At 65.1% G+C, this 12,967-nt stretch carries 7 protein-coding genes; 1 reads left to right on the top strand and 6 read right to left on the bottom strand.

Annotated features, from left to right (window positions below):
* The first annotated feature begins 140 nt into the window (after positions 1 to 140).
* On the top strand, positions 141 to 869 hold the full coding sequence (locus A7D16_RS19230; RefSeq protein ID WP_064634831.1) for a hypothetical protein: 729 nt from the start codon (positions 141 to 143) through the stop codon (positions 867 to 869).
* A gap of 149 nt (positions 870 to 1,018) precedes the next feature.
* Here the strand turns inward: A7D16_RS19230 and A7D16_RS19225 are convergent, their stop codons facing one another.
* The 6 genes from A7D16_RS19225 to ligA form a co-directional block, all read right to left on the bottom strand.
* Positions 1,019 to 3,517: a membrane-bound PQQ-dependent dehydrogenase, glucose/quinate/shikimate family gene (locus A7D16_RS19225; protein WP_064634830.1), complete on the bottom strand. Its 2,499-nt coding sequence runs from the start codon at positions 3,515 to 3,517 to the stop codon at positions 1,019 to 1,021.
* Between the two features lie 224 nt (positions 3,518 to 3,741).
* Complete coding sequence (gene gyrA, locus A7D16_RS19220) at positions 3,742 to 6,441, bottom strand: DNA gyrase subunit A (protein ID WP_064634829.1); 2,700 nt, start codon at positions 6,439 to 6,441, stop codon at positions 3,742 to 3,744.
* A 210-nt stretch (positions 6,442 to 6,651) separates the two neighbouring features.
* Positions 6,652 to 7,716 (bottom strand): S-methyl-5-thioribose-1-phosphate isomerase, encoded by a 1,065-nt coding sequence (mtnA, locus tag A7D16_RS19215; RefSeq protein WP_064634828.1) that lies wholly within the window; start codon positions 7,714 to 7,716, stop codon positions 6,652 to 6,654.
* A 560-nt stretch (positions 7,717 to 8,276) separates the two neighbouring features.
* On the bottom strand, positions 8,277 to 8,963 hold the full coding sequence (locus A7D16_RS19210) for a DUF3011 domain-containing protein (RefSeq protein WP_064634827.1): 687 nt from the start codon (positions 8,961 to 8,963) through the stop codon (positions 8,277 to 8,279).
* Positions 8,964 to 9,247: 284 nt separating this feature from the next.
* A complete protein-coding gene (gene epmA, locus A7D16_RS19205) occupies positions 9,248 to 10,210 on the bottom strand; it encodes an EF-P lysine aminoacylase EpmA (RefSeq protein WP_064634826.1) in 963 nt (320 codons plus the stop codon).
* Positions 10,207 to 12,708: an NAD-dependent DNA ligase LigA gene (ligA, locus tag A7D16_RS19200; RefSeq protein WP_064634825.1), complete on the bottom strand. Its 2,502-nt coding sequence runs from the start codon at positions 12,706 to 12,708 to the stop codon at positions 10,207 to 10,209. Before ligA ends, epmA begins: the two co-directional genes overlap by 4 nt.
* Between the last annotated feature and the right edge of the window lie 259 nt (positions 12,709 to 12,967).

The raw sequence follows: 12,967 nt of genomic DNA, 5'->3' as shown, positions 1-12,967 counted from the left end.
GGCATGCCGAAGCGCTCGTTGCTGCGGTGGCTGTTCTGCCCTGCACGCGCCGATCTAGCGGCCCCGTCACATTCCCGACAATCACCCTCAAGTCTGCGCTTTGCAGGCCGACAAGGTATGCAACGGTTTGAGGAATCTCCATGGGCATCTTGATTTACCTGGTGCCTGCATTCGCACTCTGGGCGCTGATCGCCACCGGACTGGCATTCGTGCGCGGCCGCCAGCTGCGCACCGAATCCGGCGAGCTTGCCAGCACGCAGGACAGCCTTGGCCGCTATCAGGCGGCGCTGTCGCAACTGAAAGCGCGTACGGCCGCCACCACGTTGGAACTGGAATCGCTGCAGCGCAGTTACGCCGTGCTGAAGCAATCGCTGGATCAGCAGGAGCAGAACGCATCGGAGCAGCAGGCAGCCACTGCCGGCCAGGTGATTCCGATGGTGATGGTGCAGCAGTTGGATATCGCCAACGAGATCGGCACGCTGTTCGCGCACGTGGCGCGCGTGGCGCGCAGCCTGCGTCGCTATAGCGCCTACAGCCGCGGCCACAACGCGCCCGAGCCGAGCACCGCGCGCTATGACCTGCACTGGCTTGCCGATTGCCTGCACAGTTTCGATCAGCTGGGTCATGCGCTGGTGCGCGGCAATGTCGCTGCCCTGATCACCGCCTGCCAGGACCTGCTGTCGATGTACGAGCATTATCTGAAGGACGGCTCCGGCTATAACAGCCGCAACACCTTTCAGCGCCTCAGCAACGATGTGCCGCTGTCCGAGGCCACCGATGCGATCCGCTCGATCATCGTCAAGGCGACGTTGGCGCAGGATGTGCGCGACGCGGTGCAGGACGATGAGTTGGTGGCGAACGTTGGGTGAATCGGGAATCGGGAATCGTAAGAGCCTGCGCGCCGGGGAGCTGTTAACTCGATGCCGTGATGTGCACTGTGCTTGGTTGGCTTCAAGCCGCTTGCGCCCATAAAAAAACGCGCCGTTATCGGCGCGTTTTTTCTTTGCACGTTCCAACGCTAGTGCTGGGGTAGCGCGTAGGCGATCAACGCATCGCCTGCCGGGGTTTCCATGAAGTGATGCCCGCCGGCCATGATGACCAGATATTCCCGGCCATCGTATTCGTACACCATCGGGTTGGCTTGGCCGCCGGCCGGCAGCGCGGCATGCCACAGCTCCTTGCCGGTCGCCAGATCGATGGCGCGGATCAGGTCGTCGGTGGCGGCGGCGATAAAGATCAACCCACCAGCCGTCACTACCGCACCACCGTTGTTCGGCGTGCCGATCTCGATGGGCAACCCCGAGCGGATGCCGAACGGGCCATTGCCGCGCGCACTGCCGAACGGACGATCCCAGAGTGTTTTGCCGCTGGCCAGATCGATGGCGCGGATGCCGCCGTACGGCGGTTCCTTGCACAGCAATTTGGTGAACGGCAGCCGCCAACCGGCGTTGACGTTGATCGCGTAAGGCGTACCCGCCTGCGGGTCGCCTGCCCCTTCCGCACCGCCGGCATCGCCACGCACTTCATCGCGCGGTGCCCAGCCCAGTTTGTCGGCCTTGGCGCGCGGCACCAGCAGGTTGTAGTTGGGCATGTCGTTGTAATTGGCAACGATGACACCGCGCCGCGGGTCCACCGCCACGCTGCCCCAATCCGACCCGCCGTTGTAACCTGGGTATTCGATCGAATGCCGGTCCGCTTCCGGTGGCGTGTAAATCCCCTTGTAGCTGGCGGTGCGGAACTGGATGCGGCAGATCAGCTGGTCGATCGGGGTCATGCCCCACATATCGCGCTCGGTCAGATCCGGCTTGCGCAGCGTGTGATACAGCGAAAACGGTTGGGTCTTTGCGCGCATCTGCGGCTCCACACCGCCACCTGGCACCGCACGTTCTTCCACGCCCACCAGCGGCTTACCGGTGCGCCGGTCCAGCACATACAACTCGCCCTGTTTGCTCGGCAGCAAGACCGCCGGCACGTTGACGCCGTCCTTGGGGAAATCGATCAGGCTCGGCTGCGAACCCAGGTCGTAATCCCAGGCATCGATGTGGGTGGTCTGGAAATTCCACACCGGCTTGCCGGTGGTGACATCCAGCGCCACCAGCGAGGTCGCGTAATGATTTTCCTGCGGCGTGCGCGAGCTGCTCCAGTAATCTGCGGTGGAATTGCCCATCGGCAGATACACATAGCCCAGCTGCTCATCGGCGGCCGCAGTGGTCCACATGTTGGGCGTGCCGCGCGTCCAGCTCTGGCCCGGCGGCGGTGCACCGTTCCATTCCGGATGCGTCATGTCCCAGGCCCAGCGCAACTTGCCGGTCACTGCATCGAAGCCTTCGATCACGCCGGAAGGCTCGTAACGCTTCTGCCCGTCGAGCACCTGATGGCCGGTGACCACCACGCCACGCACGATGGCCGGTGGCGAATTGATCGACACATAGCCCGGCGGCGTCTGCCCCATGCCGACGGTGATATCGACCTGACCATTGCTGCCGAAATCCGGGCACGGTGTGCCGCTGCGTGCATCCAGCGCAATCAAGCGGCCGTCCAGCGTGCCTTCGATCACGCGCGTGCGGCACAGCGCTGCCGGCGACGTTGCCGTTGCCGTTGCCGTTGCCGTTGCCGTTGCCCCAGCATCTACAGCGTTGGCAGCTGCCGGCACTTCGTAATACGACACCCCACGGCAGGCCGCGGTATACGGAATCGCCTCGTCCTTGACCTTGGGATCGTAACGCCAGCGCTGCTTGCCGCTGGCGGCATCCAGCGCAATGACCTGGTTGCGCGCAGTACACAGATACAGGCTGTCGCCCACCTTCAGCGGCGTGGTTTCTGCACCCCAGCGCTTGCTCGGCAGATCGCCGGTATGAAAGAGCCAGGCCTGCTGCAGTTGCGCGACGTTGTCGCGATTGATCTGCTGCAGCGGCGAATAGCGCTGGCCGGCCTGGCTGCGTCCGTACGCGGCCCAATCGCCGTCGGCAGGGTCGTTCGCCGGCTGTGCGCCAGAGGCCGTAACCGAAGCAGACCCAGTGCGCTTGACCAGACCACCGAGCATCCCGGCCGCATGCGCCAACGCGCCATCGGCTTCGGTGACGCCGTGCGGCATGAAGGCCAATGCGAAGGCCACCACGAACACCACCGCCAGTGCGCCGGCCACGCTGCGCGAGACCGCGCGCGACACCGGGCGTTGCAATCTCGGCAGCAACAGCGCGAGCACGAATGCCAGGCCGACAATCAAGCTCAGACGCGGCACCCACCGCCAGTAATCGCTGCCCGATTCCCACCATGTCCACAACAGCGAGACCACCACCACGCCGGCAAACCACCAGGCGCCCGCATTGCGGCAGCGAAACAGCAGCGCACCGGCAATCAGCATCGCTGCACCGGCCGGTGCGTAGTACCAGGAGCCGCCCAACGCGGCCAGCCACACGCCACCGGCCAGTAGCACCACGCCCAGTAATGCAATCACGCCTCCCAAAGTCGCCAGCGCCCAATGGCCGCGACCGGAAGGACGATCCAGAATCGTCATCAGTTGTTCCTCTTCGAGTAAGCGGCGACGCAACGCCGCCGCACCGCCAACAACCTTCGACCTGTGGCGGTGAAAGATCCGCGTTCTTTGCAGCGACACGCGAAGACACTGCGTTGCAGATGTCAGCGCCCGCAATAAAACACCACGCGTTAAAAACGACGCGCATAAAAAAACGCCGGCTTTCACCGGCGTTTTTCGTCAACGGCGTTGCTGGCGCGCTGCGATCACGCGTCCGCCGGTGGCGCTTCGCTTGCGCTTGCGTTCGCTTCGTCCACCACGTCGTCCACGTCATCCAGCGATGCGTCCAGGCGTTCCACTGCCTGCAACTTTTCACCCTTGGACAAACGGATCAGCGTGACGCCCTGGGTATTGCGGCCCACGCGCGAGATTTCCGAACCGCGGGTGCGTACCAGCGTGCCGCCATCGGAAATCAACAGCACTTCGTCGGTGGCACCCAACAGCACCGCACGCACCAGCTTGCCGTTGCGCTCGGTGGTCTGGATACCGATCACGCCCTGGGTGCCACGCCCCTTGCGCGGGTACTCGGCCAGCGGGGTGCGCTTGCCGTAGCCGTTTTCGGTGGCGGTCAGGATGTAGGCCGCATTGCCATCATCGGCGATATCGATCAGCGCGGCCTCGGCGCCCTCGGTGGTTTCGACAACCTCATCGACACCGTCGTCTTCGATCTCTTCTTCGACACCGCCGGCACGCTCGGAAACGATCAGGCTGACCACCTCTTCGCCCTTGGTCAGGCGAATACCGCGCACGCCGGTGGCGGTGCGGCCCATCGAACGCACGGTGGATTCGCCAAAGCGCACGGTCTTGCCGTTGGAGGCAAACAGCAACACATCGCGGTCGCCATCGGTCAAGGCCACACCGACCAGCGCATCACCCTCGTCCAGGTTGATCGCGATCTTGCCGCGCGCCAGACGGAAGGCGAATTCGCTCAGCGGCGTCTTCTTGACCGTGCCGTTGCGGGTGGCGAAGAACACGTAGCGGTTATCGACGTATTCGCGCACCGGCAGCACCGCCTGCACACGCTCGCCGGCTTCCAGCGGAATCCAGTTGATGATCGGGCGGCCACGCGCATTGGAGCCGGCTTCCGGCAGCTGATGCACCGGCAACCAGAACACCTTGCCGCTGCTGGTGAAGGTCAGCAGCGTGTCGTGCGTGTTGACCAGCCACAGCTGGTCGATGAAATCTTCTTCCTTGGTCGCTGCGGCAGAACGGCCACGGCCACCACGGCGCTGCGCGCGATACGCACTCACCGGCTGGCGCTTGGCATAGCCGGCGTGCGACAGCGTCACCACCACGTCTTCCGGCGCGATCAGATCCAGAATGTCCAGATCTTCTTCGCTGTGACGGATTTCGGTGCGGCGTTCGTCGCCGTATTCTTCGCGGATATTGATCAGCTCGTCGCGGATCACCTGCAGCAGCACGTCGGGGTTTTCCAGGATGCGGATCAGGCCTTCGATGACGCCGAGCAACTGCTTGTACTCGTCGGTCAGCTTTTCCTGTTCCAACCCGGTCAGGCGATGCAGACGCATTTCCAGGATCTGCGAGGCCTGCACTTCGCTGAGCTGGTAGAAGCCCTTGATCAGGCCCACGCCCGGCGGCAGATCTTCCGGCTTGGACGCTTCGGCACCGGCCGCACCCAGCAGCGCGCCGACCAGACCCGGTTGCCAGGTCTTGGCCAGCATGCGCTCGCGCGCTTCCTGCGGGTTGGCCGAGGTCTTGATCAACTCGATCATTTCATCGATGTTGGCCAACGCAACGGTCAGGCCTTCCAGCACGTGCGCACGCGCACGCGCCTTGCGCAGCTCAAAGATGGTGCGGCGGGTGACCACCTCGCGGCGGTGGCGGATGAACGCCTCCAGCATCTGCTTGAGGTTCATCAATTGCGGGCGGCCGTCGATCAGCGCCACCATGTTGATGCCGAACACCGACTCCATCTGGGTCTGCTGATACAGGTTGTTGAGCACAACCTCGGCAGACTCGCCGCGCTTGATTTCGATGTAGATGCGCATGCCGTCCTTGTCGGACTCATCGCGCAGCTCGCTGATGCCTTCGAGCTTCTTTTCCTTGACCAGCTCGGCGATCTTTTCGATCAGCCTCGCCTTGTTCACCTGATACGGGATCTCGGTGACGACGATCGCCTCGCGGCCATTGTCGGCCACTTCCACATCGGCTTTGGCACGAATGCGCACGCGGCCACGGCCGGTGCGATAACCGGCGGCAATGCCGGCGGTGCCGTTGATGATGCCCGCGGTGGGGAAATCCGGGCCCGGGATGTATTCCATCAGGCCTTCGACATCCAGCGTCGGGGTGTCGATCAGCGCGATGCAGGCGTTGATCGCCTCGGTCAGGTTATGCGGCGGGATGTTGGTGGCCATACCCACCGCGATACCGGCCGAACCATTGACCAACAGGCTCGGGAACCGGGTCGGCATGACCGTCGGTTCCTGTTCCTTTTCATCGTAATTGGGCTGGAAATCGACGGTTTCCTTGTCGATGTCGGCCATCAGCTCATGCGCCAGCCGCGACATGCGCGACTCGGTGTAACGCATCGCCGCAGCAGAGTCGCCGTCGACCGAACCGAAGTTACCCTGGCCGTCCACCATCATGTAACGCAGCGAGAATGGCTGCGCCATGCGCACCAGCGTGTCGTACACCGACTGGTCGCCATGCGGGTGGTATTTACCGATGACGTCGCCGACGATACGCGCCGACTTGAAGTAGGCCTTGTTGCTGTGTGCGCCCAGCTCGTGCATCGCGAACAACACGCGTCGGTGCACAGGCTTGAGGCCGTCACGGGCATCGGGGAGTGCGCGGCCCACGATCACGCTCATCGCGTAATCGAGATAGCTCTTGCGCATCTCGTCTTCCAGGTTGACCTGGATGATTTCCTTGGCGGTTTCTGCCATTCGGGTTCCGTAAGTGAGGTGGCGGGCGAGCCGGAAAGCCGCGTCGGGGGCGCCTTAGTCACAGGCTGCCGGCCCCACGCTCCCGCCGATCGATTCAAGCACCGGATTGTACCACGGCAGGCCACCCCGATGGCTCCGGTTTACCAGCCAGAAACAAGCACTTGCAGGGAGTTTGCGCGGCGTTGGCAGCCTGCCGGCGCGGTGCCGGGCTCAGTTGCCGAACGCCGCCTGCATCCGCGCCAGGTCCGGCTGCGCGATCACACCGCGTTCGGTAACGATCGCATCGATCAGATCGCCGGGGGTGACGTCGAACACCGGGTTCCAGGCGTGGATGCCGTCGGCCACCGTCCTGACCCCGCCTACGCCGAACAATTCGCCCGGATCGCGCTGTTCGATCTCGATCTGATCGCCACTGGCAGTGGCCATATCCACCGTGGACGACGGCGCCACCACCATGAACTTGACGCCGTGGTGGCGCGCAGCGATCGCCAGCTGATAGGTGCCGATCTTGTTGGCAGTGTCGCCATTGGCGCAGATGCGGTCAGCGCCGACGATCACCCACTGCACCAGCCCGGACTTCATCAGATGCGCGGCGGCCGAATCGGCGATCAAGGTGGCGTCGATACCGTCCTGCTGCAATTCCCACACGGTCAGGCGTGCGCCCTGCAGCCACGGCCGGGTTTCGCCGGCAAACACCTTGGCAATGCGCTGTTGCGCCATGCCGGCGCGGATCACACCCAGCGCCGTGCCGAAGCCGGCGGTGGCCAGCGAGCCGGTGTTGCAATGGGTCAGCACGCCGCTGCCCGGGGCGATCAGCCCGGCGCCGAGCGCGCCCATGTGGCGGTTGGCGGCCAGATCCTCATCGGCGATGGCCTGCGCCTCGCGCGCGATCACCTCGCGCCAGTCGGCGCCGGCCGCGCCCAGCACCCGGCGCATGCGCATCAGCGCCCAGGCCAGGTTGACCGCGGTCGGGCGCGCCGCATTGAGCCGCAGCAACGCCGGCTCGAGTTTCTGCAGCGCGGCGCTGCCGTCGTCTGCAACGACATCGCGTGCGGCCAGCACCACGCCCCACCCGGCCGCAATGCCGATCGCCGGCGCACCGCGCACGGCCAGCGAATGAATCGCCTCGGCCACCGCGTCGCTGGTGTCGCAACGCACATGTTCCACCACGAAGGGCAGCTTGCGTTGGTCGAGCAATTCCAGGGCATCGCCGGTCCACAGGAGTGGCCGGATGTGGTCGTAGCGGGCGTAATCGATATGGGCGCTGTCGTTCATGCGTCCATTGTAAGGCGCGGGGGCGGTGCAGTCAGTGGACCTTCAATGCTCAGCTCGCAGTCCTCAAGCACCAGCAAACGCCTGGTTAGTCGGGGCGCGGTGCCCTCACCGCTTGCGGGACACGCCGTTAATCCGTCCATGGGGGCTCGGTGGCGGCATCCATGCCGCCAACGGTCCCGCAATCGGTAAGGACACCGCACCAGACAGTTGGCTGGTGGTTTGTTGAAGAGCGAGTACATAGCGTCGCAAGTTAGCTAATCGCTCTTTGAAGACTCTGCGCACCGACCAACTTGACTGGTCCTTGCCCGCTCACCGTCGCGGGACCTTGAGCGGCATGGATGCCGCGCCAGAGCCTCCATGGACGGATTCACGGCGTGTCCTGCGATGGTGGGCGGGCAAGGGCCCTGCAGCAAAAAGGACGTACTCGCAGCGTGTTCCGCGACAGTGGGCGGGCAAGGGCCCGGCAGCCAAACCGCTGAGCAACCGCCTCGCGGCGAAGACCTGAATCCTCCGCCCGGCAATCGACCGACACGCGGTAGCGCAGCGGCCCGGTCAGCCGCTCAGTCGACGATGAACTCGGCCCGGCAGCCGTCGTTCACCCACACCCCGTCGCGGCTCCAGCCCCAGGTCTGGCCTTCCACGCACGGCGTTCTGGACATCTGCCGGCCCAGGCGCACAGCGCGCTCCACCGACACCCCGCAGGTGCGGCGCGCGCTTTTTTTGGATTCGCAGGTGACCATGCGCGGCACCGTCACGAAGCCAGAGCCGTCTTCGGCACCCACTTCGAATTCGCCATCGCATCCACGCGACACCCAGATCTCGTTACGGCGAACGCCCCAGGTACGGCCCTCCTTGCACGGCCACATCGAACGTTGCCGCAGCAGCCGCACCGGCGCGCCACGCAGCACCACCGGGCATGCCACTTTGCCGCCATTGGAATCGCAGCGCACCACGCGGCGCATCACCGTTGCGGTCTGCACGCGGGACGCTGCGAATTCGGCGCGGCAGCCTTGTTCCACCCACACGCCATCGTCTTCGACGTCCCATTCGCTGCCGCGGATACAGCTGGTCTCGGAGAGCTGGCGCACCAGTTGCACGCCATTGGCGATGTCCATCGCGCAGTGCACGCGCGCCATGTCCTTGGACTCGCAGCGCACCACACCGGCCGCGCGCTCGGAAGCGCGCGCATCGACGAGCATCAGCAGCGGCAAGCACCACAAACCGCATAAGCTGATCAGCCACTTCATGCCGACAATCCTCACCCCGAAACGTTCTACGTCGCGCCCCCGTGGACGTGAAGATGAGAGCATCATCGATGTGAAGATAGCAATACGGCGCAGGTGACAACGGCGTGGCAGCGTGGCGCGCTTGCTATTACGAGGCAACCGCGAGCCGCCTGATTTGTGCAGGATGTGCCAGACAGGCCCGATCTGTTGTGTGCCGGCCCGGTCTGGCGCGGACATCTGCCGTGCCGCACCCGCGTTGTGGCAGCGCCTTGGTCGTCTGGCGCAGTGGCTGCTGCGCCGCGACTTCAGGCGCGGGCAAAGTCGAAGGCCAGCACGTCGGCAATCTGCGTGGTGCCGCGCAAGGCCATCAGCAGGCGATCCACGCCCACCGCCACACCGGCGCAGTCCGGCAACTGCGACAACACTGCAAGCAGGCGTTCATCCAACGGCAGCTGCGGCAATCCGCGCGCCGCACGCACGGCGTTGTCGCGTTCGAAGCGCGCACGCTGCTCCTGCGCATCGTTCAGTTCGTGGTAGCCGTTGGCCACCTCGAAGCTGCCCAGATACAGCTCGAAACGCTCGGCCACCGGTGGGTCGTCGTGGCGCACACGCGCCAGCGCGCATTGGCTGGCCGGCCAGTCGTGCACGACCGTCAATGTGTCGCTGGCAAAGCCCGGCTGGATGCGATGGGTCAGCAGCAGGTCCAGCCAATCGTCGCGGGTCAGGCCGGCGGGATCGATGGCCACGTCATGCAGCGCGGCGCGTAGCGTTTCGAGCGGGTCGCGCAGCGGGTCGATGCCCAGCGTCTGCACGAACAGCGCGCGATAGGTCAGCACCTGCACCGTGACCTCGCGCCCGACCAGCGCCAGCGCGCGACGCACCAGTTCGATGGTTTCCTGCGCAAGGCTGCGTTCGTTCCAGCCCACCCGATACCATTCGAGCATGCTGAATTCGGGGTTGTGGCGGCCGCCGGCCTCGCCATTGCGAAACACCCGGCCCAGTTCGTAGCAATCGCCCACACCTGCGGCAAGCAGGCGTTTGAGCGGATATTCCGGCGAGGTGCGCAACCAGCGCAGCGGCACGCCGGCATCGACATGGCCGCTGAAGCGGGTGCTGAAACTCTCAATGTTCGGCTCGGTATTGCCGGCTTCGGACAGCACCGGCGTTTCCACTTCCAGCACGCCGCGTCCGGCGAAGAAGTCGCGAATCGTGGCATTGAGCCGCGCACGCAACTGCAGCGCAGCCAGATCGACCTGCGCTGCGCTCATGGTTGTTGGCCGTGTTCGCCCAGGAAGGCCAGCAAACGTGCTTCGTCCCAGATATCCACGCCCAGCGATTGCGCCTTGTCGAGCTTGGAGCCGGCTTCTTCGCCGGCCACCAGGAACGCGGTCTTCTTGGAGACGCTGCCGGCGACCTTCGCGCCCAATGCTTCGAGCCGCTGCTTGGCGGCATCGCGTGTCAGCGCAGCCAGGGTGCCGGTGATGACCACCGTCTGGCCATCGAGCGGGCCGGTCTGCAGCGCATCGGCTTCCGGCAGGCGCGCCAGCACCGTTTCCATCGCCTGTTGCGCTGCGCTGGCCAACGCGGCGTTTTCCGGGCGATCCAGCCATTGCAGCAACGCGGCCACCACGGGCGCGGGAACGCCGGCCTGTTGCAAGGCATCGGCGCCTGCGGTGCGCAATGCGGCGAACGATTCCACCGCAGCGGCGAGCTGTTGCGCGCGCACCGGCGTCACCTTGGGGATGTCCATGTCTTCCAGCACGCTGGCGAAACTCAATGCCTCGCGCAGCCTGGGCGATGGCGGATGCGCATCGCCGATCCGTACGCCACGCTGCAGCAGATCGTCGATGGCCTGCTGATTGCCGGGCTGGTCGAGGAAGTGCCCGAGCGAACGCGCCACTTCGCCACCGATATCCGGCACGCGCTTGAACAACGGCCACGGCAGATGGCGGATCAATTCCAGATCGCCGAACCAGGCCGACAACGCCTTGGCCGTGCTTTCGCCCACATGCTCGATGCCCAGCGCAAACAGGAAGCGCTCCAGCGTGGTATCGCGCGATGTTTCGATCGCCTCGATCAGGTTCTCGGCCCACTTGGTGGCGATCTTCTTGCGGTTCCAGTCGAACCTCGGCAGGCCTGCGCGCAGCAGATCGGCCTGCCAGGTCTGCGGCACCTCGCGCTCGCCGGCCAGGTCCACGCCAATGCCGACCACACTGGTTTCCAGTTGCGCATACGCACCGCTGGCCAGATGCTCGCGCGCCTCACGCAGGAAGCCATGCGGGCTCTCGGCGGTGCTGATCAGGCGCAGTTGCAGCAGCTGATCGACGGTAAGCAGATACAGATCGGCAACGCCCTGCACCAGGCCACTGTCGACCAGCACTTCGATGAATTTTTCGCCCAGGCCATCGACATCCATCGCGCGCCGCGAGACGAAATGCCGGAAGGCTTCCTTGCGCTGCGCCGGGCAGGTCAATTCACCGGAACAGCGCCACACCGCCTGGCCTTCTTCGCGCACGATCTCCGAACCGCACACCGGGCACTGCGTGGGCATGCGCCATGGCTGGGTGCCGGGCGGGCGCTGATCGGCCACCACCGCGGCCACCTCCGGGATCACATCGCCGGCGCGGCGCACGATCACCGTGTCGCCCACCCGCACATCCAGCCGCGCGATCTGGTCGGCGTTGTGCAGCGTGGCATTGGTGACGACCACCCCGGCCACATGCACCGGCTTCAAGCGTGCGACCGGCGTGGCCGCACCGGTGCGGCCGATCTGGATCTCGATCGCTTCCACCGTGGTGGACTGCTCCTGCGCCGGGAACTTGTGTGCAATCGCCCAACGCGGTGCGCGCGACACGAATCCCATCTCGCGTTGCCCGGCCAGATCGTCGAGCTTGTAGACCACGCCATCGATATCGAAGGGCAATCCATCGCGCGCTTCGCCGATGCGTTGGTAATATGCCAACAGGCCGTCGCTGCCCTGCACCACTTCGACCAGCGCGCTGACCGGAAAGCCCCACGCGCGCAGCTGCGCCAGGATTGCCGAATGCGTCTGCGGCAATGCGCCTTCGCTCACCTCGCCCACGCCGTAGGCAAAGAAACTCAGCGGGCGCTGCGCAGTGATGCGCGCGTCCAGCTGGCGCAGCGAGCCGGCCGCGCCATTGCGCGGGTTGGCCAGCACCTTGCCGCCCTGCGCGCGCATCTGTGCGTTGTAGGTTTCGAAGGCGGCGCGCGGCATGTAGACCTCGCCGCGCACTTCCAGCACCTGTGGCCAGCCTTCGCCGCGCAGGCGTAGCGGAATCGCCTTGACGGTGCGCAGATTGGCGCTGACATCCTCGCCGGTGGCGCCATCGCCGCGCGTGGCACCCTGCACGAACTCGCCGTTTTCGTAGCGCAGGCTGATCGCCAGACCGTCGAGTTTGGGCTCGGCCGAAAAGACCGGCTGTTTGATTTCCAGGCGCTCGCTGATGCGCCGCACGAACTCACCCACTTCCTCATCGCTGAAGGCATTGCCCAACGACAACATCGGCAAGGCATGGCGCACTTCGGCAAACCGCGACGCGGCCAGATGGCCGACACGCTGGGTCGGAGAATCGGCCGATGCCAGCTGCGGATGCGCCGCTTCCAGCGCCTCCAGCTCGCGCATCAGACGGTCGTAATCGACGTCGGCCATCTGCGGCTCGTCGAGCACGTGATAACGGTAGTTGGCGTCTTCGATGCGACGGCGCAGGGCATCGATGCGCTGCGCGGGATCCGGGCTGACAGTCATACGATCGCTGGGCTGGCTCTGGGCCGCTCATTCTAACGGGCCATGCCGATGCCAAGCGTTGGCACAAGCGCCTTCGGTCGCGCGGATCGATCGATGGATGAAGGCGTTGGCATTGGCGGCATCCGCCGCGTTGGTGATGCTTAAACCACACCTTGCCACGTGTCTGCCTCGGAGCAAAGCAGGTGCTTCAGCAGCTGCAAATACTGCTGGAAAGCGAGCCCGGCGGTTACCTGGCCTGTGTGCGCAAACGCTGGAAACA

The sequence above is a fragment of the Xanthomonas nasturtii genome, assembly GCF_001660815.1.
GTDB classification, from domain to species: Bacteria; Pseudomonadota; Gammaproteobacteria; order Xanthomonadales; family Xanthomonadaceae; genus Xanthomonas; species Xanthomonas nasturtii.
The sequence above is the reverse complement of the archived record's forward strand: the minus strand, read 5'-3'. Positions and strand labels throughout refer to the sequence as shown.

What these genes read in the sequence shown, in the direction of transcription:
- epmA (WP_064634826.1), bottom strand. Translation starts at nt 10,210, where the DNA reads ATGAGCGCAGCGCAGGTCGATCTGGCTGCGCTGCAGTTGCGTGCGCGG.
- A7D16_RS19210 (WP_064634827.1), bottom strand. Translation starts at nt 8,963, where the DNA reads ATGAAGTGGCTGATCAGCTTATGCGGTTTGTGGTGCTTGCCGCTGCTG.
- A7D16_RS19225 (WP_064634830.1), bottom strand. Translation starts at nt 3,517, where the DNA reads ATGACGATTCTGGATCGTCCTTCCGGTCGCGGCCATTGGGCGCTGGCG.
- gyrA (WP_064634829.1), bottom strand. Translation starts at nt 6,441, where the DNA reads ATGGCAGAAACCGCCAAGGAAATCATCCAGGTCAACCTGGAAGACGAG.
- mtnA (WP_064634828.1), bottom strand. Translation starts at nt 7,716, where the DNA reads ATGAACGACAGCGCCCATATCGATTACGCCCGCTACGACCACATCCGG.
- ligA (WP_064634825.1), bottom strand. Translation starts at nt 12,708, where the DNA reads ATGACTGTCAGCCCGGATCCCGCGCAGCGCATCGATGCCCTGCGCCGT.
- A7D16_RS19230 (WP_064634831.1), top strand. Translation starts at nt 141, where the DNA reads ATGGGCATCTTGATTTACCTGGTGCCTGCATTCGCACTCTGGGCGCTG.